The organism is Dactylosporangium cerinum (genome assembly GCF_042653625.1).
Lineage (GTDB): Bacteria > Actinomycetota > Actinomycetes > Mycobacteriales > Micromonosporaceae > Dactylosporangium > Dactylosporangium cerinum.
On sequence record NZ_JBHSIU010000110.1, the window covers coordinates 265,906 to 284,941 of the forward strand.

The 19,036-nt window shown below is 70.0% G+C and carries 20 protein-coding genes, 2 tRNA genes and 1 pseudogene; 12 read left to right on the top strand and 11 right to left on the bottom strand.

The window, feature by feature from the left end; all coding sequences use genetic code 11:
* Positions 1-121: 121 nt before the first annotated feature.
* Positions 122-1,348 (bottom strand): GNAT family N-acetyltransferase, encoded by a 1,227-nt coding sequence (locus tag ACFPIJ_RS55670; protein ID WP_380127672.1) that lies wholly within the window; start codon positions 1,346-1,348, stop codon positions 122-124.
* A 105-nt stretch (positions 1,349-1,453) separates the two neighbouring features.
* On the opposite strand from ACFPIJ_RS55670, the gene ACFPIJ_RS55675 reads away from it, so the two are divergent.
* Together ACFPIJ_RS55675 and ACFPIJ_RS55680 are read left to right on the top strand one after the other, a co-directional pair.
* Entirely contained in the window at positions 1,454-3,148 is a 1,695-nt protein-coding gene (locus ACFPIJ_RS55675) for a serine/threonine protein kinase (protein ID WP_380127673.1), read from the top strand.
* The gene (locus ACFPIJ_RS55680) at positions 3,148-3,867 is read left to right on the top strand and encodes a tyrosine-protein phosphatase (protein ID WP_380127674.1); all 720 of its coding nucleotides are present in this window, start codon (positions 3,148-3,150) and stop codon (positions 3,865-3,867) included. Before ACFPIJ_RS55675 ends, ACFPIJ_RS55680 begins: the two co-directional genes overlap by 1 nt.
* Before the next feature lie 34 nt (positions 3,868-3,901).
* On the opposite strand, the gene ACFPIJ_RS55685 is transcribed toward ACFPIJ_RS55680, so the two are convergent.
* From ACFPIJ_RS55685 to ACFPIJ_RS55705, 5 genes are all read right to left on the bottom strand, one after another.
* Entirely contained in the window at positions 3,902-4,057 is a 156-nt protein-coding gene (locus ACFPIJ_RS55685) for a hypothetical protein (protein WP_380127675.1), read from the bottom strand.
* Between the two features lie 70 nt (positions 4,058-4,127).
* Positions 4,128-5,330 carry an RNA polymerase sigma factor gene (locus ACFPIJ_RS55690; RefSeq protein WP_380127676.1) on the bottom strand — a complete coding sequence of 401 codons (1,203 nt, stop codon included), beginning with the start codon at positions 5,328-5,330 and terminating at the stop codon, positions 4,128-4,130.
* Complete coding sequence (locus ACFPIJ_RS55695) at positions 5,314-5,715, bottom strand: YciI family protein (RefSeq protein ID WP_380127708.1); 402 nt, start codon at positions 5,713-5,715, stop codon at positions 5,314-5,316. The genes ACFPIJ_RS55690 and ACFPIJ_RS55695 overlap by 17 nt, the downstream gene beginning before the upstream one ends.
* Positions 5,716-5,720: 5 nt before the next feature.
* Positions 5,721-6,476 (bottom strand): alpha/beta fold hydrolase, encoded by a 756-nt coding sequence (locus ACFPIJ_RS55700; protein ID WP_380127677.1) that lies wholly within the window; start codon positions 6,474-6,476, stop codon positions 5,721-5,723.
* Entirely contained in the window at positions 6,477-7,124 is a 648-nt protein-coding gene (locus ACFPIJ_RS55705; RefSeq protein ID WP_380127678.1) for a DUF2625 family protein, read from the bottom strand.
* 162 nt (positions 7,125-7,286) lie between these two features.
* On the opposite strand from ACFPIJ_RS55705, the pseudogene ACFPIJ_RS55710 reads away from it, so the two are divergent.
* Positions 7,287-7,942, top strand: a pseudogene (locus tag ACFPIJ_RS55710) (SDR family NAD(P)-dependent oxidoreductase).
* Between the two features lie 74 nt (positions 7,943-8,016).
* Here the strand turns inward: ACFPIJ_RS55710 and ACFPIJ_RS55715 are convergent.
* Positions 8,017-8,781, bottom strand: a complete 765-nt coding sequence (locus tag ACFPIJ_RS55715) for an SDR family NAD(P)-dependent oxidoreductase (protein ID WP_380127679.1) — start codon at positions 8,779-8,781, stop codon at positions 8,017-8,019.
* A gap of 21 nt (positions 8,782-8,802) precedes the next feature.
* Positions 8,803-9,363 (bottom strand): NADPH-dependent FMN reductase, encoded by a 561-nt coding sequence (locus ACFPIJ_RS55720; RefSeq protein ID WP_380127680.1) that lies wholly within the window; start codon positions 9,361-9,363, stop codon positions 8,803-8,805.
* A 98-nt stretch (positions 9,364-9,461) separates the two neighbouring features.
* On the opposite strand from ACFPIJ_RS55720, the gene ACFPIJ_RS55725 reads away from it, so the two are divergent.
* Complete coding sequence (locus ACFPIJ_RS55725) at positions 9,462-9,920, top strand: MarR family winged helix-turn-helix transcriptional regulator (protein WP_380127681.1); 459 nt, start codon at positions 9,462-9,464, stop codon at positions 9,918-9,920.
* 118 nt (positions 9,921-10,038) lie between these two features.
* On the opposite strand, the gene ACFPIJ_RS55730 is transcribed toward ACFPIJ_RS55725, so the two are convergent.
* The gene (locus tag ACFPIJ_RS55730) at positions 10,039-10,788 is read right to left on the bottom strand and encodes an SDR family NAD(P)-dependent oxidoreductase (RefSeq protein WP_380127682.1); all 750 of its coding nucleotides are present in this window, start codon (positions 10,786-10,788) and stop codon (positions 10,039-10,041) included.
* A 91-nt stretch (positions 10,789-10,879) separates the two neighbouring features.
* Between ACFPIJ_RS55730 and ACFPIJ_RS55735 the strand changes: the two genes are divergently transcribed.
* Positions 10,880-11,476 (top strand): TetR/AcrR family transcriptional regulator, encoded by a 597-nt coding sequence (locus ACFPIJ_RS55735; RefSeq protein WP_380127683.1) that lies wholly within the window; start codon positions 10,880-10,882, stop codon positions 11,474-11,476.
* 40 nt (positions 11,477-11,516) lie between these two features.
* Here the strand turns inward: ACFPIJ_RS55735 and ACFPIJ_RS55740 are convergent.
* Positions 11,517-11,590, bottom strand: a tRNA-Gly gene (locus ACFPIJ_RS55740).
* 142 nt (positions 11,591-11,732) lie between these two features.
* On the opposite strand from ACFPIJ_RS55740, the gene ACFPIJ_RS55745 reads away from it, so the two are divergent.
* The 7 genes from ACFPIJ_RS55745 to ACFPIJ_RS55775 all read left to right on the top strand — a co-directional run bounded on the left by ACFPIJ_RS55745 (position 11,733) and on the right by ACFPIJ_RS55775 (position 18,086).
* Positions 11,733-11,806 (top strand) — tRNA-Pro (locus ACFPIJ_RS55745).
* Positions 11,807-11,880: 74 nt separating this feature from the next.
* On the top strand, positions 11,881-13,251 hold the full coding sequence (gene tig, locus ACFPIJ_RS55750) for a trigger factor (protein WP_380127684.1): 1,371 nt from the start codon (positions 11,881-11,883) through the stop codon (positions 13,249-13,251).
* A gap of 141 nt (positions 13,252-13,392) precedes the next feature.
* A complete protein-coding gene (locus ACFPIJ_RS55755) occupies positions 13,393-14,043 on the top strand; it encodes an ATP-dependent Clp protease proteolytic subunit (protein ID WP_380127685.1) in 651 nt (216 codons plus the stop codon).
* An 11-nt stretch (positions 14,044-14,054) separates the two neighbouring features.
* A complete protein-coding gene (locus ACFPIJ_RS55760) occupies positions 14,055-14,714 on the top strand; it encodes an ATP-dependent Clp protease proteolytic subunit (RefSeq protein ID WP_203845513.1) in 660 nt (219 codons plus the stop codon).
* A 246-nt stretch (positions 14,715-14,960) separates the two neighbouring features.
* Positions 14,961-16,259, top strand: a complete 1,299-nt coding sequence (gene clpX, locus ACFPIJ_RS55765; RefSeq protein ID WP_203845514.1) for an ATP-dependent Clp protease ATP-binding subunit ClpX — start codon at positions 14,961-14,963, stop codon at positions 16,257-16,259.
* A gap of 182 nt (positions 16,260-16,441) precedes the next feature.
* Positions 16,442-17,275: an EamA family transporter gene (locus ACFPIJ_RS55770; protein WP_380127686.1), complete on the top strand. Its 834-nt coding sequence runs from the start codon at positions 16,442-16,444 to the stop codon at positions 17,273-17,275.
* Positions 17,276-17,291: 16 nt separating this feature from the next.
* Complete coding sequence (locus ACFPIJ_RS55775) at positions 17,292-18,086, top strand: carbon-nitrogen hydrolase family protein (RefSeq protein WP_380127687.1); 795 nt, start codon at positions 17,292-17,294, stop codon at positions 18,084-18,086.
* Positions 18,087-18,166: 80 nt separating this feature from the next.
* Here ACFPIJ_RS55775 and ACFPIJ_RS55780 read toward each other — a convergent pair whose 3' ends face one another.
* Positions 18,167-18,379, bottom strand: coding sequence for a hypothetical protein (locus ACFPIJ_RS55780; protein ID WP_380127688.1), 213 nt, complete (start codon positions 18,377-18,379; stop codon positions 18,167-18,169).
* Between the last annotated feature and the right edge of the window lie 657 nt (positions 18,380-19,036).

A 19,036-nucleotide genomic window follows, 5' to 3' on the forward strand; every position in this document is an offset into this window, starting at 1 on the left:
GTCCTGGCCGGGCGACTGGAGGTCGGTGGTCACCGGTTGGTGATGCCGCATGCGGCGCCGCCGGCGCTGGATCCCACCCACACCCCAGACCCTACCCGCTCCACGCCCGCCAGCCGAGGTATCAGAAGATCTCGATCGACGCCGGGGTGACGTGCCAGCCGAAGGCGGTGCTGGCCGCGGCCACGGCGCCGGGACGGTGCTCCCTGACCCGGCCGGTCGCGGCGAGGGCGCCGAGCTTCGTGCCGCCGAGATACGCCGCGCCCAGCTCGAGCACGTCGCAGCTCAGGTCGGCCGGCGCGTCGGTGGGCGAGCAGTTGACCAGGGCGCCGCCGGCGCCGACGCGCAGGCGCCAGCGGCCCGCGTTGGCGGGCAGGAGCTCGTCGGTGACCTCGAGGACGACGTCGACCGGGGCCGCATACCGGCGGGAGACCAGTGCCCGCGGCAGGTCGACGATCCGGACCCAGAGGCCGTCGCCGACCTTGCCGCCGAGCCGGCGGGGCTCGTCGACGAGGTGGAAGATCGACTCGTCGACGCTCGAGAGTCCCTTGACGACGGTGCGGGTCAGGTCCACGCGGAGCAGGAACCGCCACAGTGCGGCCTCCGCGTCCGGGGTGGCGGCGACCAGCTCGATGACGTTGACCTCGCCCTTCGGGCCGTTGTCGTCCCATTCGCTGCGCACGCGATACCGCGTGAAGCCCTCGACGACACCGGCGGCGTTCTCGTACAGCACGGCGCGGGTCGCCGTGAACCCCTCCCGGTGCTTCTCCGGATCGCTGGTCAGGTGGCCCCACCACGCGTCGTCGCGGCTCGACCAGCCGGGGCGTTCGGCGAGGACCCGCCCGTACACCTCGGAAAGCTCTTTGAGCACCTCGGACGGCACCGCGGCACGCAGGGTGCCCGTGTCGCCACCCACGGTGCCCCGGATCGACAGCTCGCGGCGATCGGCGCGGAGGGTGACGTTCTGCGTGGCGAGACCGTAGCCGAACCGCTGGTAGATGCGGCCCTCCGACGCCCACAGCACGGCGATCGCCTCGGGCACGCTGGTCAGCTGGTCGGTCATCATGCGCCGCAGCAGCCCCTTGCGGGTGTGCGCGGCGGCCACCGACACGCCGGTGACGTGCGCGGCGGGGATGACGGCGCCCGGCACGGCGAGATCGCGGGTGAAGATGCCGGCGGTGCCGACGATCTGGCCGTCGAACTCGGCGAGGGTGTATCGGGAGGGATCGAGCACGGTGCGGATCGAGTCGCCCGGATCCGGCTCGCTCGTCACGAAGAACGCGGCGCGGATCACCCGGCTGAACGCGTCGATGTCGGCGGTGGTGGCGGCACGCAGCGAGTATCCGGTCACGCAGTCGTGTCTACCTCGTGACCTCCACTGAGCGCGACCGATTTCGTGGGCTGGTTACTCTCAGAAGTGTCCGGGGGCGGAAGTTCAGCTGGGGGGAGTCGCACGATGACGCAGGGTGCGTTGCTGGACCTGGTATGTGGTCCGGCGAGCCCTTTGCCGGAGACGTTTCAGCGCTACCGGCTCGTTGCCCATCTGGGCTCCGGCGGGCAGGCGGACGTCTATCGGGCGGTGCGCATCTGCGGTGGGGTGACCTCCGCGCCGATGACCGTGAAGGTGTTCCGGATCGACCCGCAACGCCCGATCGCCGACGAGCTGCGCTCCTGGGACAAGGGCGACGCCGCACTCATGGACCTCAACAACCGGGGGGTCGGCGGCATCTGCCGGCGCGCCGACGGCTTCTACGGCCCGCCGCCGCACCGGCCGGGGGAGCGTCCCGCACCGGGTGACGCCGTGCCCTATCAGGTCTATGACTATCTGCACGGGGTCAACCTGCGCGAGTACATCGCCCAGCGGGCCGGCATGGCACCCGGCGGACGCCGGCTCAACGCCGTGGGCGCGCTGAAGACCCTGAGCTCGGTGCTGCAGGCGCTGCACCACCCGCAGCAGTCGGGTGCGACGGCCGTCCTGCACATGGACGTCAAGCCGTCCAACGTCATGGTCCTCGCCACCGGCGAGGTGCGGCTGATCGACTTCACCGGCGCGCGCTACTTCCGCGAGGAGGAGATCACCCAGATCGCGTACACCCCGGAGTCCGGCGGCCCGGAGGCGTTCGGCGGCGTGAAGTACGTCGGACCCGCGTATGACGTCCACGGCTTCGGCGCCGTTGCGTACTTCATGGTCACCGGCGCCTATCCGCGGGTCGACGGCCGCACCGACCAGCGCGGCCCGCAGGAGGCGTCCCCGCCGCAGTGGAACGTGCTGCGCCGCCACCCGCTGCTGGAGCGCATCCCGGCCCTGCGCGACCACCTGCACGCGCCGCTCGCCGACCGCCCGTCGGAGCGGCCCGACACCAGGGAACTGCCGGCCTGGCTGGCGCACCTGGCGGAGCTGGTCCGCCGGTCCGGGCTGCCGGACGTCGGCTGCGACTGGGTCGAGCCCGAGAGCTCGGAGACGTCGCGCGCCATCGGCCGGGCCCGCCCGTCGGTGACGGGGACGGAGACGGACGCGTACCAGCGCATCGAACGCCTGGAACGGGAGCTTGTCGCCCTCAGGGCCGGCAGCTCCGCCCCGACGGCCTTCTACACCTCGGTGCCCGTCTCGGCCCCGCCGGTTGCCACCCCGCCGGTCTCGGCCCCGCCGGTCAGCGGCGCGCCCGTGTCGCCCGCCGTGCAGGTCTCCGAGACCGGGGTGCCCCAGATGCGCGGCCGGGCGAAGGTCATCCACCGTCCCGCTCCCGACCCGACCGGCATGATGCCGTCCGAGCCGGAGTTCGAGCGCCCCGTGTATCGCCCGGAACCCGGCGAACGCGCCCGCACGCTGAAGATCGGCTGGGAGCTGACCGGCACCGGCGCGTTCATCGCCTTCATCTGCTGGGGCCTGTGGGCCCTGGACAGCGACGGCAGCCTCAGCGGCCCGTTCTTCGCGTTCCTGGTCGTGCTCGCCGTCGCGGTCGGCGTCTTCGCCCTGACCCGCCTCGTCGGCCGGCTCGTCCTGGAGCAGCGCTTCGGCCGGGTCCGCCGCAGCGCGAAGGGCGCCCACGCCCTCACCGGCCTCTTCCTCGCCGGCGCGGGCATCGCCTACCTGCGCGAGGTCGGCTGGTTCATGAACTTCTGGCACTGGGTGACGGGCCTGTCCGGGTGATGCGCTGGCGCCGCCACCGTCGCCGTCGCCTGGAAGGGCTCATCAACTTCCGCGACCTCGGCGGCCTTCCCGCGGCCGGCGGCGCGATCCGCCCGGGTCGCCTGTTCCGCAGCGATTCCCTCGCGTACGCGACGGAGTCCGATGCCGCGCACCTCGTCCAGGACCTCCGCCTGGCGACCGTCATCGACCTGCGCGGCGAGCACGAGGTCACCCAGCTCGGCCGCGGCCCCCTCGCCGAGGCCCCGGTCGACTACGTCTCCGCCCCGATCACCGACGTCAGCGGCGCCACCGACCTGGTCGGCCACTACATCGCGATGCTCGCCGAGAAGGGCGACGTCCTCGCCGGCGCCGTCCAGCTCCTGACCCGCCCCGCGACCCTGCCCGCGGTGTTCCACTGCGAGGCGGGCTGCGACCGCACCGGGGTGCTCGCCGCGGTGGTGCTGAGCCTGCTCGGCGTGCCGGACGAGGTGATCGCCGCCGACTACGCGGCCACGGCGGCCGCGATGCCCCGGATTCACGAGCGGGTCGCGGTGGTCGTCGACCGCCTCGGCCTGCCACCCCGCCCGGCGTCCGTCCTGGACTGGACCCCGCAGGCGGCGATGATGCGGGAGACCCTGGACCTGGCGAGGGACCGGTGGGGCTCGATCCAGGACTGGGCCCACGTGCACGGCCTGAAGGACGACGACCTGTCCGCCCTGCGCGCCGCGCTGGTGGCCTGACCACCGTCGTCCGGACGGACACGCCGGGCAGCTGTCATCGGGGGTCTGTCCACCGGACCGGGAAGACACCGACCCGCGCCTCGTGCACGGGGTCGCCGGCGCTGACGTGGTCCGGGTGTTTCGTGCAGCGGACCGGCAGGTCCCCGGTGGCGGTCGGGGTCAGCTTCACGGCGGCGCAGGTGATCTCCATGTCCCGGAACCATACTCGTACACGCGTTCGAAATCAGCATGATCATGGAATTGACCTGGGCAAACGTCCGCTACGTGCCCGGGCGTCCGGATTGGAGCCGGGCGGCGCGGCCGTGCAGGTAGCGCTGCAACGGCACGCTCCCCGTCAGCCCCGCCGCGGTCGTGTACGCCGCGCCGGCCTCCTCTATCGCGCCCGACATCTCCAGCAGGTGGCCGCGCACGGCATGGAAACGGTGATCTGTGTGCAAAGGCAGCGACGACAGCAGCGCCAGGCCCGCCGCCGGACCGGACGCCATCGTCACCGCCACCGCGCGGTTCAGCGCGACCATCGGGTTGTCGGTGAGGGTCAGCAGCAGTTCGTACAGGGCGACGATCTGCGGCCAGTCGGTCTCGGCGGCCGACGGCGCCTCGTCGTGCAGGGCCGCGATCGCCGCCTGCAGCTGATACGGGCCGACCGGCCCGCGGGGCAGCGCCGCCGTGACGAGGGCGACGCCCTCGGCGATGAGCTCCGCGTCCCACAGCGTGCGGTCCTGCGCGTCCATGGGGACCGGCGTGCCGTCCGGTGCGGTGCGGGCCGCCCGCCGCGCGTCGGTGAGCAGCATCAGCGCGAGCAGGCCGGCGACCTCGCTGTCGTTCGGCAGCAGCCGGTGCACGAGCCGCGCCAGCCGGATCGCCTCCGCCGCGAGGTCGGGCCGGTGCAGGTCGGGCCCGGCGGTGGCGGCGTACCCCTCGTTGAACATCAGGTAGAGCACGTGCAGCACGGCGGCGGAGTACGCCACCGGCAGCGCGAACGGCACCCCGCTGTTCTTGATCCGTTGCTTCGCGCGACCGATCCGGCGGGCCATCGTCGCTTCGGGCACCAGAAACGCCCGGGCCACCTCGGCGGTGCTGAGCCCGCCGACCGCCCGCAGGGTCAGCGCGATCTGGTCGGGTGCCGGCAGCGACGGGTGGCAGCACATGGCCAGGAGGATGAGGCTGTCGTCCTGGTGGGCGTCGGCCGGTGGGGGCGGCACCCACTCCGCCTCGCGGCGCAGCCTCGCCGACTCGCTGCGCAGCAGGTCCGTCAGCCGCCGCGCCGCGACGGTGATCAGCCAGCCGCGGGGCGAGTCGGGCACACCGGCCGCCGGCCACTGCGCCGCGGCCGCGATCAGGGCCTCCTGGACGGCGTCCTCGGCGTGGTCGAAGTGCCCGTAGCGGCGCACGAGCGCGCCGAGGACCTGCGGCGCCAGCTCGCGGAGCAGGTCCTCGAGCCGGGCGTCAGAGCCCGATCTCACTCGCGTGCTCGATGATCGGCCGGACGTCGGCGTACGCGGTCTTCGCCACCTCCGGCGGCGCCGGGCACTCGCCGAGGCGGGCGGCGATCTCGGTGGCCCGGTCGAAGCTGTCGACGTCGATGATCCAGTAGCCGGCGAGGACCTCCTGCGTCTCCGCGTACGGCCCGTCGGTGACCAGCGCCGGTGCGCCGCTGATGCGCCGGGTGTGCACCGGCGCGCCCAGCGCCCGGGTCTCGACCAGCTCGCCGGACGCCTCGAGGTCCTGGTTGAACTTCGTCATGAACGCGCCCATGGCGGCGAAGTCCTCGCCGGACCAGACCGGGGCGTCCCCGGGCCTGCCGGCCATCTCGTCGTAGTCCCGCTGCGACGCGTAGCTCAGGATCATGTACTTCACGGTTGCCCCTCTCGAACGGCATCTTCCGCTGGAGACGTCGGAGCGGGGTCGCCGTCCAGGACAGCTTCGCCGAGAAAGTTCAGCACCGCCTTGCGGAAGTCCTCCGGGGCGGTGCTGTGGATGCGGTGCCCGACCGGCACGGTGACCAGGTCGCACCGCGGGATGAGCGCCGCCACCTCGGCCAGTCGGGCCGGGGCGATGTGGCTGCCGGGCCCGCCGGACAGCAGGAGGGTCGGCGCCGTGATCGCCGGCAGCGCGTCCCACCACCCGGGGTGCGCCTGGCGCAGCTGGGTGATCGCGGAGGTGAGCGCCAGCCGGTCGTACCGGCGGCGCGGGTCGGCCGTCCCGATCGACAGCATGAGCAGGCGGCCCAGCGACAATTTCCCCGCGCTGCGTCGCGGTGGTGCCGGCGGGTCCTCCAGCACCAGCCGGCGGATCCGCTCCGGCTGCTCCTGTGCCACCAGCGTCGCGGCGAACCCGCCGAGCGAATGCCCGATGAGCGTCACCTGGTGGAGTTCGAGCCGGTCGAGCAGCGCGAGGACATCGTCGCGGTGGTGTTCCAAGGTGTACGGGCGGCAGCGCGGACTGCCGGCGTGCCCGCGCAGGTCCGGCACCACGACCCGGTATCCGGCCGAGACCAGCGCCGGGGTGAACAGGTCCCAGGTCGCTCCGCGGCTGCCACCGCCGTGCAGCAGGACCGCGGCCGGCGCGTCCGCGGGCCCGTCCACCCGGTGGTGCAGGGCGACGGCCACTCAGGCCCCCAGCTGGTCGGCGAAGTCGTGCAGGACGCTGACCAGCTGCGTCATCGGGATCGGCCGGCGGCTCACCTCGGCGATGTCCTTGCCCTCCGCGGTGAACAGCGGCGGCAGCGTGTGCAGCCCCGCGTCGAACGGGATCCCGGCGACCTCGTCCTGCCAGCCCGGCCAGCGCCAGCTCAGGTAGAACTGGTCGATCGCGCCGCTGAGCATGCCGTAGAGCCAGTCGGTGTACCCGAGGCCGAGGTCCTCCCAGCCGAGCGTGTCGGGCGCGAAGTAGTGGATCGTCGGCGCCGGCCCCTCACCCTGCCGCCACACGAACTCGCCGCCCATCACGTCCTGGGCGACGACCAGCCCGGCACCGGTGAACCCGGCGTTGACCGTGTGGATGTCCGGCAGCCGGCGCTGGGGGTGGCCGGAGCCGAGCACCCGGAGCCAGCCGTCGTCGACGACGAGCCCGCCGGACAGGTACACCAGGGAGCCGAGCCACGACTTCGTGGTGACCTGGAGCCGTTGCAGACAGGCGGCCGCCCGATCGGGATCGGTCGACAGGATCTCCACCGCGAACGGTGACCCGCTGACCGCCGCCTCGACCTCGGCCCACGCCGACCGGTCCTCGGAGATCAGCTCGGCGAGCGAGCGCATGCCGCAACTGTACGACCGTCCTGCCCCGTCCCGCGCCGTCCCGCGCCGTCCCGCTTCCGTCTCGCTTCCGTGTCCACGAACGGCGGATTTCCGCCGGTGAATGACGGTCACTCACGTTCTCGCCCTGTTCTCGCGCGAATACTGAGAGTCACTATGTCGAACATGACTCGCCGCTGGTTGATCACCGGATGCTCCACCGGCCTCGGCCGCGCCCTCGCCGAGGCGGTCGCCGCGTCCGGCCAGCAGGTCCTCGCCACCGCCCGCCGCCCCGAGACGCTCGAGAGCCTCCGCGACACGTACCCGAAGACCCTCGCCACCTGCGCGCTCGACGTGCGGGACCCGGACACTGCCACAACGCCGTACACGCCGCCATCGCCCGTTTCGGCGGCATCGACGTCCTGGTCAACAACGCCGGATACGGCCACTTCGGCGCGGTCGAGGAGGTCACCGACGCCGAGCTGGAGGCCCAGTTCGCCACGAACCTCTTCGCGCCGTGGCGGCTGACCGGCACCGGCGTGCACGTCGTGGCGGTCGAGCCCGGCGTGTTCGCCACCGAGTGGGGCACCACGCTGACCGAGTCGAGCCACCTCGACCCGTACCGCGACGTCACCGCCCCGATGCTGGCCGGCTCCCGGGCGATGAAGCAGCTGCCGATGGCCAACCCACCGTCACTGTTCGCCGACGAGGTGCTGCGGCTCATCGCCTCCGACGAACGCCCCACCCGCCTCCCCATCGGCGCCGACGCCTTGCAGGCCCTGCTGGACGCCGCCCAGCGCGGACACGCCGCCCTCCTCAACGCCCGCCCCGTCACCGTCTGACGTCGTTCGGCGGCGGTCCTGCGGTGTATGCCTGCGCGCCGGGCCGGCCGGCCCGGCGCGCAGGTCCGGTAGCGTCACCAGGCGGTCGCGCCGCCCTCGACCGGGTAGTTGGCGCCCGTGATGTAGGACGCCCGGTCGGAGGCGAGGAACGCCGCGAGTTCGACGATCTCCTCGGGTTGCGCGAAGCGCTTGAGGAGCGTCTTGCCGGTGATCGCGTCCCGGGCCGCCTGGTTGTCACCGAGATCGCGGTCGCTGGCCGGGGTCAGGACCGGCCCGGGGCTGATCGCGACCGCACGGATCCCGTGGCGTGCGCCTTCGAGCGCGAGCTGGCGGGTCATGCCGATGACGCCGGCGTTCGCGGCGCTGTGCCCGACCATCGCAGGGACCTGACCGCCGATCATGCCGGCCATGGAGGCGACGTTGATGATGACGCCACCACCGCGCCGGACCAGGTGTGGCCACGCGAACTTCGACACGAAGAAGGGGATGTCGAGCTCGCCCGCGATGGTCGTCCGCCAGTCCTCGACCGAGAAGTCCGGCATCGGGCCGAAGCGTTGGATGGCCGCGTTGTTGTACACCACGTCGAGCTGGCCGTAGGTGGCCACCGTGTCCTCGACGACCCGCCGCGCCTGCTCCGGATCGGTGAGGTCGACCGGTGCGATGCCGGTCATCTCCCCGCCGGCGCGACGCACGAGCTCGACCGTTTCGTCGTTGGCGGCGGCCTGGATGTCACACCCGACGACCGTTGCGCCCTCCCGCGTGAAGATCAGCGACGCGACGCGACCCTGGCCGCCCGCGGTGCCGGTGATCAGCGCGACTTTCCCGTCAAGCGTTCCCATGGAAGTACCTCCTGATTCGATTCAGTGGGCGCGCATCGGCGCGAGTGCGGTGCTCCACGCCACGACCTGCCCCAACATCGCGGTGAGCGACTCGACCTGGAAATCGGAGGGCACGAAGTCCTTGAAGTCCTTGAAGTCGGTGAAGAGCGACAGCGCCACCTGGCCGCGCACGTCGGCCATCTGGAGCTCACCAGCGATCAGCCGCAGGTGCTCCACGGCCCGGGTGCCACCGGCCGCGCCGTAGCTGACGAATCCGACGGCCTTGTTGTTCCATTCGCCGTACAGGAAGTCGATGGCGTTCTTCAGTGCACCCGACGTGGAGTGGTTGTACTCCGGGGTGACCATGACGAACCCGTCGAAGGAGGCGATCGTGTTCGCCCACTGCAGGGTGTGCGGCTGGGCATACTGGCCCATGGAGGGCGGCAGCACCTCGTCGAGGTGGGGGAGCTGGTAGTCGAGCAGGTCGACGAGCTCGAACTCCGCGTCGGTTCGCTGCGCGGCGACCTGGTGCACCCAGCGGGCGACGGCCTCTGCGTTGCGGCCCGGACGGGTGCTGCCGAGGATGATGCCGATCCTGGTCATCGGTGGAACTCCGCTTCTGTGAGGTAAGTGCTTGCTTCGCCAAGCAAGTACCAACCTAGCCGGGAGAACTTGCTTCGCGAAGCAAGTAGAGTGTGGCCATGACAACAGCGCGCCCGACGCCGCCGATGACCCCCGACGAGGACGCGCTGGTCCGCGCGCTCCCTCGCCTGATCTACGCGCTCCCCCGCGCCATCGACGCGGACCTGATGCGCGAACAGCACTTGTCGCTCAGCGAGTGGACCGCCCTGATGCGGCTGTCCGAAGCGCAGTCGCTGCGCATGCGGATGGGCGCGCTCGCCGCCGCCTGCGAACTCTCACTGAGCGGCATGACCCGCATCGTCGCCCGCCTAGAGGCCCAGGGGCTGATCGAACGGGTCAGGAGCGACGACGACGCCCGCGGGTGGACCGCCATCCTCACCGGCGCCGGGAGTGCCCGCCTGCAACAGGCATGGCCGAGCAACCTGGCCAGCGTCCGGCGGCACTTCCTCGACCACCTCGAGGGCGTCGACCTCACCCGACTCGCCCGCGCGATCCAGCGGGTGGCGATCGACTACTGACCACTCCGCCGGCGCGCGATCCACGCGCCGCCCCGCGCGAAGGTCGCCGTCCGAAGCGTGGTGCGTCCGGAGACTCCGGCAGTGGGGCGGCGCCCACCGTGGAGAACTCGGCGGTCGATCAGACCTGGTTCTGGCCGCCGTCGACCATCAACTCCGAGCCGGTGATGAAGCTGCTCTGCTGCGAGGCCAGGAACAGGACCGCGTCGGCGATCTCGTCCGGGCGACCCATCCGGCCCAGCGGCACGGTGCTGACCAGGAAGTCCTTCAGGGCGCCGGCCTGATCGGCGCTCGGGGCCAGGCCGGTCAGGCCGGGGGTGTCCACCGGGCCTGGAGACACCGCGTTGACCCGTACGCCGCGATCCTTCAACTCGGTGGCCCAGGTGCGGGCGAAGGAGCGGATGGCCGCCTTCGAGGCCGCGTAGACGCCGAACGCGGCGCTGCCGGTCGAGGCGGCCGTGGACGACGTCAGGATGACCGAGGCACCCTCATTGAGCAGGGGGACGGACTTCTGCACGGTGAAGAGCGTGCCGCGGACGTTGGTGCCGAACGTCTGGTCGAAATGCTGCTCGGTGACCTGCTCCAGGGTGGCGAACTCGCCGCCGCCGGCGTTGGCGAACAGGACGTCGATGCCCTTGCCGTGCTGGTGGACCGCGGCGTACAGGCGGTCCAGGTCGTCAAGGTCGGAGACGTCGGTCTGGACCGGGATCGCGTTCGGGCCGACGTGGATCGCGGCGGCGTCCAGTTCCGGCTTCCGCCGGCCGGCGATGAAGACGGTGGCGCCCTCATCCGCGAGGCGCCGCGCCGCGGCCAGGCCGATGCCGCTCGTGGCGCCGGTGACGACGGCGGTCTTACCTGCCAGTTGTGCCATGGGAGTCCTCCCTAGTTCCGTACCGATCGGTACCGAATGAGAACGTAGCACGCCCGTCGAGACTTGTGTACCGATCGGTACTCTTGAGGTCGTGAACACATCTGCGGTCGGCCGGCCGCGCGGATTCGACGCGGATCAGGCGCTCGAACGGGCCCTCGTCGTGTTCTGGCGGCAGGGGTACGAGGGCGCCTCGCTCAGCGATCTCACCGCCGCCATGGGGATCAACAAGACCAGCATGTATGCGGCCTTCGGCAACAAGCGTGAGCTGTTCGACAAGGCACTCGCCCGCTATGCCCGGGTGGAGATGGCCTATGCCGGCGCGGCGCTGGCCGAGCCGACAGCCCGCCGGGTCGCGGAGACCTTCCTGCGGGACAACGTCACAGCGGTCACCACCCCCGGCCGGCCGGCCGGATGCTTCTCGATCCAGGGCGGCCTGTCCTGCGGGCCGGACAACATCGACGTCTGCGAGACCCTCGCCGCCTCCCGCAAGGGCGGCGAACTGGCCATGGCGGAGCGGTTCCGGCGGGCGATCCGAGAGGGTGATCTTGCCGCCGACGAGGATCCCGGCCGGCTCGCACGGTATGTCATGACGGTGTCGGAAGGGCTCGCCGTGCACGCGTCGGCCGGCGCCACCCGGGAGGAACTCGCCGAGGTCGTCGAGTTGGCACTGCGTGCCTTCCCGCGCTGACATGGAGGTATCCGGGGGAACCCGGATCCCGGATCGAACGTGGAGCGGGCGATGAGAATCGAACTCACACCGTCAGTTTGGAAGACTGAAGCTCTGCCATTGAGCTACGCCCGCGTGCGCCCGGTCGTCCTGGGTGCGCCTCCAAGCGTACCGAATCCTGTCGCGAAGGACAGACGGCGGGTCCATGCAGTGCGACACCGCCATACCGAGCGGCGGGCTGTCGGACCCAACGCATACACTTGCCGACGCACAGCACCGGGGTGTAGCGCAGTTTGGTAGCGCACTCGCTTTGGGAGCGAGGGGCCGTGGGTTCAAATCCCGCCACCCCGACCGGGACATACCAGGCAGCCGCCAGTCCACCCAGCCGTTGGAGCGGCTGACCGCGACCTATGAGGAGAAGTTCTGTGAAGAGCACCGTCGAGACCCTGAGCCCGACGCGCGTGCGGCTCGAAATCGAGGTGCCGTTCGCCGAGCTGGAGCCCAGCTTGAAGAAGGCCTACCGGGAGATCGGCTCGCAGGTCGTGATTCCCGGGTTCCGCCGTGGCAAGGTGCCGACCGCCGTGATCGACCAGCGGGTCGGCCGGGGTGCGGTGCTCAACGAGGCGGTGCAGGAGGTCATTCCGACGCAGATCCTCGCCGCGGTCCGCGAGCACGAGGTGAAGACGCTGGGCCGGCCCGAGGTGGAGATCACCGAGTTCGCCGACGGGCAGCCGTTGAAGTTCACCGCCGAGGTGGACGTGCGGCCGGAGATCACGCTGCCGGACCTGAGCGCGATCGAGGTGACCGTGGACGCCCTCGTGGTGAGCGAGGACGACGTCGACGAGCAGCTCAAGGGCCTGCGGGACCGGTTCGCGACGCTGAAGACCGTGGAGCGTCCGGCGCTCGTCGGTGACTTCGTGCAGATCGACCTGGTCGCGACCGTGGACGGCGAGGAGGTGCCCGGCGGCAGCGCCAACAACATCTCCCACGAGGTCGGCAGCGGTCAGCTGGTGCCGGGTCTGGACGACGTGCTGGCCGGCATGTCGGCCGGTGACTCGACGACGTTCACCACGCAGCTGGTCGGCGGGGACTTCGAGGGCCGCGACGCCGAGGTGTCGGTGTCCGTCAAGTCGGTCAAGGACAAGCAGCTGCCGCCGGTCGACGACGAGTTCGCGCAGCTGGCGAGCGAGTTCGACACCCTTGACGAGCTGAAGGACGACCTGCGGACGCGGCTCAGCCGGGTCAAGCGGATGGAGCAGCTCTACTCGGCCCGTGACCTGGCCCTGAAGGCCGTCATCGACGCCACCGAGGTGCCCGCGCCGGAGGGCGTGGTGAAGGACGAGGTGGAGTCGCGCAAGGAGTCGATGAACGACCAGCTGCAGCGCATCGGTGCCTCCTTCGAGGACTACCTGTCCACGGAGGGCAAGACCGAGGAGGAGATGGACGCCGAGCTCAACGAGGCGGCCGTCGAGGGCGTGAAGGTGCAGCTGGTGCTCGACACCCTGGCCGACGCCGAGGACATCCAGGTCAGCGATGACGAGTTCGGGCACGAGATCGTGCACCGGGCGCAGCGCGCCGGGGTCGGCCCGCAGCAGTACTACGACCAGCTGGTCCAGGCCGGTGTCGCCGGTGCGGTCTTCGGTGACGTGCGGCGTGGCAAGGCGCTGGGTCTGGTGCTCGAGCGGGTGAAGATCGTCGACTCCGAGGGCACCGCGCTGTCGCTGGACGACCTGCGCGGCCCGGCGGACGACCACGAGGGTCACGACCACGGTGACCACGAGGGTCACAACCACTGACCTTGAGCGGCCGGGCCCGTGAAAACGCAGCGGGCCCGGCCGACCACGGTGCGCTCATAGCGAAATGCGGTGAGCATGGGAAGCTCCCGCTCCCCACACCGGTTAGGGTCGGCAAGTACAAGACTCTTGCGAAGGGCTGCCATGACCGACCTGCATATTCCAGCGTCGCCAGTCAGTCCCGCGCCCTCCGGGCGCGGTCGTGGCGCGGACTCGAGCCTGACGCTCGACGACTCGGTGTTCAACCGGCTGCTCAAGGAACGCATCATCTTCCTTGGTAGCGAGGTCAACGATCAGGTCGCCAACCGGATCTGTGCCCAGATGCTCCTCCTTGCCGCCGAGGACGAGGAGCGCGACATCTGGCTCTACATCAACTCGCCCGGTGGCTCCGTCTACTCGGGTATGGCGATCTACGACATCATGCAGTTCGTCACCAACGACGTGGCGACCGTCGCGATGGGCATGGCGGCGTCGATGGGCCAGCTGCTGCTGTGCGCCGGCGCGGCCGGCAAGCGTATGGCGCTGCCGCACGCGCGGATCATGATGCACCAGCCCTCGGGCGGCATCGGCGGCACGGCCTCGGACATCGCGATCCAGGCCGAGCAGATGCTCTACACCAAGCGGATGTTCCAGGAGCGGGTGTCGTTCCACACGGGGCAGAGCCTGGAGCAGATCGAGTCCGACTCCGACCGCGACCGTTGGTTCACCGCCGAAGAGGCGCGCGACTACGGCTTCATCGACAAGGTGATCACCGGAGCCCAGCAGGCTCCGGAAGGCGCCGGAACCCTGGCTTGAGGAGCGAAGCGATGACCGATCTGAGCCTGCCCCCGGCGATGCGCGAGGTGCACAACCGTTACATCCTCCCGTCCTACGTGGAGCGCACGTCGTATGGGATCAAGGAGACCAACCCGTACAACAAGCTGTTCGAGGACCGGATCATCTTCCTCGGCGTGCAGATCGACGACGCGTCGGCCAACGACGTGATGGCGCAGCTGCTGACGCTGGAGAGCAACGAGCCGGACCGCGACATCATCATGTACATCAACTCGCCCGGCGGCTCGTTCACGGCCATGACGGCGATCTACGACACGATGCTGTACGTGCGGCCCGACGTCATGACGGTCTGCCTGGGCCAGGCGGCCAGCGCCGCCGCGGTGCTCCTCGCCGCCGGCACGCCCGGCAAGCGTCTGGCGCTGCCCAACTCGCGGATCATCATCCACCAGCCGGCCACCGAGGGCGGTTACGGACAGGGATCCGACATCGAGATCCAGGCTCGCGAGATCATGCGGATGCGCACGAATCTCGAGGAGATGGTGTCCCGCCACACCGGGCAGCCGATCGAGAAGGTCCGCAAGGACATCGACCGCGACAAGATTCTGACGGCCGATGAGGCCAAGGAGTACGGCCTGGTCGACAACATCCTCGTCAGCCGCAAGAAGTCGGCGCTCGTCGCTTCCGGGGCGTAGCCCACAAGATTGCCGCTCGGCCCGCCTCACTTCACGGTTTGGCGGGCCGATGTGGCCCTCCGGAAAGACACCACCGCTCAGGGGGTCGGAATACTGCCGACCACCAGGTAACGTCGAGGCAGCACCAAGCAACACGCACGAAGCAGGACGCACGCGGCAGCGGGCGTCACACGCGCAGCGCCGCGAGGCGGCGACAGCACGATGCGATCCGGGCAGTCAGTCCGGCTGAAGGCAGGGAGATCGTAGGTGGCACGGATCGGCGACGGCGGCGACCTACTGAAATGCTCCTTCTGCGGCAAGTCGCAGAAGCAGGTGAAGAAACTGATCGCCGGCCCCGGCGTCTACATCTGCGACGAGTGCATCGATCTCTGCAACGAGATCATCGAGGAAGAGCTCGCCGAGTCCGGTGACGTCAAGTTCGACGAGCTGCCCAAGCCGATGGAGATCTGCGCCTTCCTGGACCAGTACGTCGTGGGTCAGGACCAGGCGAAGAAGGCCCTCGCGGTGGCGGTGTACAACCACTACAAGCGGGTCCAGGCGGAGTCCGGCGGCAACTCGGGCAGCGACGGCGTGGAGCTGGCCAAGTCCAACATCCTGCTGATCGGCCCGACCGGCTGCGGCAAGACGCACCTGGCGCAGACCCTCGCGCGGATGCTCAACGTGCCGTTCGCAATCGCGGACGCCACGGCGCTCACCGAGGCCGGCTATGTCGGCGAGGACGTCGAGAACATCCTGCTGAAGCTGATCCAGGCCGCGGACTACGACATCCGCCGCGCCGAGACCGGCATCGTCTACATCGACGAGGTCGACAAGATCGCCCGCAAGTCGGAGAACCCGAGCATCACCCGGGACGTGTCCGGCGAGGGCGTGCAGCAGGCGCTGCTGAAGATCATCGAGGGCACGGTCGCCAACGTGCCGCCGCAGGGCGGCCGCAAGCACCCGCACCAGGAGTTCATCCAGATCGACACGTCCAACGTGTTGTTCATCTGCGGTGGCGCGTTCGCGGGGCTCGACCGGATCGTCCAGGCCCGGGTGGGCAAGGGCGGCACCGGCTTCGGCGCCAACCTGCGCTCGATCACCGACCGCACCCAGGACGACAGCTTCGGCGACGTGATGCCGGAGGACATGCTGAAGTTCGGGCTCATCCCCGAGTTCATCGGCCGCCTCCCGGTCATCACCAGCGTGAAGAGCCTCGACCGCGACGCGCTGGTCAAGATCCTCACGGAGCCGCGCAACGCACTGGTCCGGCAGTATCAGCGGCTGTTCGAGCTCGACGGCGTCGAGCTGGAGTTCAACGCCGAGGCCCTCGAGTCGATCGCCGACCAGGCGATCCTCCGCGGCACCGGCGCCCGCGGGCTCCGCGCGATCATGGAGGAGGTCCTCCTGAGCGTGATGTACGAGGTGCCCAGCAACCCGAACATCGCCCGCGTCCTGATCACCCGCGAGGTCGTCCTCGAAAAGGTCATCCCGACGATCGTCCCGCGCGACCTCGCCGCCCACCGGGCCGGCCGCCGTCGCGCGGACCGCGAGGAGAAGTCGGCCTGAGCTGACCCGATCAACCGCACGCCGTCCACCCTCCCGGGTGGGCGGCGTGTTTCGTGCCACGTCGCTTTTTCGCTGCCGCGTGACCTAAATGCAGGTCAGTTCACGGAAACGTGTCTCGCAACGCGTCTTGGCAACGGAAAACGCGGTGGCAAGGTTGATTGGCGACGCATATCGTGGCTCGCGTGTTGTCACTCGTCTTCGCCGCCACGTCCGCGCTCATCTGGGGTGCGGGTGACTTCGCCGGCGGCAAGGCGAGCCAGCGCACCAACTCGTTCGGTATCGCGCTCGTCGCCGAGCTGGCCGGCATTCCCCTGGTCCTCGGCTGGCTGCTCATCACCAGTCCCGGCCTGCCGACCGTCGCCGACCTCGCCTGGGGTGCGGCGGCGGGCGTGCTCGGCAACGCGGGGCTGGTCGTCTTCTACCGCGGCCTCGCCGGGGGTGCCATGTCGATCGTGGCGCCGTTGACCGCGACGACGACGGCGGCCGTACCGCTGCTGCTCGGTCTTGTTCTTGATCGCCGTCCGTCGGTGCTGGCGCTCGGTGGTGCCGTGCTGGCCGTCGCCGCGATCACGCTCGTCAGCGCCGGGCCGAGCGGCGGGGTGAAGATCTCCAGGGGACTGGTCGTCGCGGCGCTCGCGGCCGGGGTGCTGTTCGGCGGGTACTTCACGCTGATCGCGCAGACATCGCACGAGTCCGGCATGTGGCCGCTGCTGTCCGGGCGGGTCGTCGGGGCGGTCGGACTCCTCGCGGCGATGCGCCTCATGCGGCTGCCGCTTGCGATGGACCGTTCCTCGCTCGGCCTCGCGAGCGCCGCCGGTGCGTTCGACGTGACGGCGAACGCCTTCTACCTGATGGCGGTCCGCGACGGGATGTTGAGCATCACCGCGCCGATCGCTTCGCTGTATCCGGTGAGCACCGTCTTCCTCGCGATGGCCGTCGACCGGGAGCGGATGCGCCCGCTGCAGATCACCGGGCTCGGTCTGGCCGCCGCGGCTCTCGTGCTCACCGCCGCCTGATCGATAGGCTGGAAGCATGCGCGTAGCGGTGTGTCAGCTCAACGCCCGTGACGACCGGGCCGAGAACCTGAGGGTGGCCAGAAGCCTGCTGGAGCGTGCCGCCGCCGGTGGTGCGGATCTGGCGGTGCTGCCGGAGTACGTGGACTACCTCGGCCGGGCCGACGGATCGCCGAAGCCGGAGCCGATCGACGGCGAGTTCGCGACCTTCTTCGCCGACGCCGCGCGGGACCTCGGGATCTGGGTGCACGCCGGCTCGTTCCACGAGATCGGGCCCGACGCGGAGCACACGTTCAACACGACGCTGGTCTTCGACCGCCAGGGCACGCTCGCCGGCACCTATCGGAAGATCCACCTGTACGACGTCGAGATCCCCGGCCGTGTCTCCTATCACGAGTCCGCGACTGTGGCCCCCGGCACGCAGACCACGCTGCTCCCCGTCGACGACGCGGTGGTGGGCCTGTCGATCTGCTACGACCTCCGCTTTCCGGAGTTGTACCGGCAGCTCGCGATCGACGGTGCCACCGTGCTCGTGGTGCCGGCGGCGTTCATGTTGCACACGGGCCGCGATCACTGGGAGCCGCTGCTGCGGGCCCGGGCGATCGAGAACCAGTGCTATGTGCTGGCCGCGGGGCAGGTGGGCAACCATGATCCGGACCGGACCTGCTTCGGGCGCAGCATGGTGATCGACCCGTGGGGGACGGTCGTGGCGCTGGCGCCGGATGTCGTGGGGGTCACGTTCGCGGATCTGGACTTCGAGCGGCTCGCGGAGATCCGGGCCACGCTGCCGAGTTTGGCGAATCGGCGGCTGTGAGCTTGCCCTTGCCTGCTCTTGCTCGTCCTTGCCTGCTCTTGCTTGCCGTTGCCTGTCGGCGTTGTTCGCCGGGGTTGCGGTCAGGCCTGGCGGGTGCTGAGGATGCCGAAGACGGTGATGCCGATGATGGCGGCGCCGGTGATGAGCAGCACGGTGCGCATGCGTGAAGGTCCGCGCAGCGCCAGCCGATAGGTGGCGATGACCAGCACCAACGCCACGACGACGCCGATGACGAGCTGCCACAGGGGGAAGAGCAGCTCCAGGAGCGCATCCGCGCGGGGGCTCGGCGTCATGCAGCCATCCTCCCTGGTCCACGAGGGCGGTGCACGGCCGATTTGACGCAGCTTCACCGTTCCCCGTACGGTTCTCCAGGTCCGAGGGACTGGTCGGAAACGACCGGTTCGCGGAGGTTATGCCTGGGTGGTGCGATATCAGACGGTGTAAGCCTGATTTGCGATCGCGAAGCCGACCGGGTAGCTTGATCAAGCCGGCAGGGAGCCGGGCGGGTGAGCGCCGAGAGGTGCGAGCCAGCCGGTCCGGCCGGAAATCCGAGCAAGTCTCCACACCGGAAACGGTGCGGCCGGCGTGCGCGGGAAACGTTCCAGAAGGTCGACAAGCGGATAACGCGAACTTGACAGGACGGAACGGACTGGTAAAGTAACAAAGCCGGCAGGGAGCCGGGCGGGCAAGCGGGCGAGACGCTCCAGTGCCGGCCGGTCCTACCGGAATCCCGAAACAAGATCACCGGAAACGGTGTCCTTGTTATGCTCGGGAAAGCCGCTTGAAGTTGAATAGCCCGAAAATACGGACTTGACAACGGCGAGCGACCTGGTAAAGTAGAGAAGTTGCCCCGGATGAAGTGAGCTTCGCTAAGCGAGCTTCGGCGGTGTGTGTTGGTTGTTTGAGAACTCAACAGGGTGCTTGTTAAGCCAGTGCCAATTGATATGACC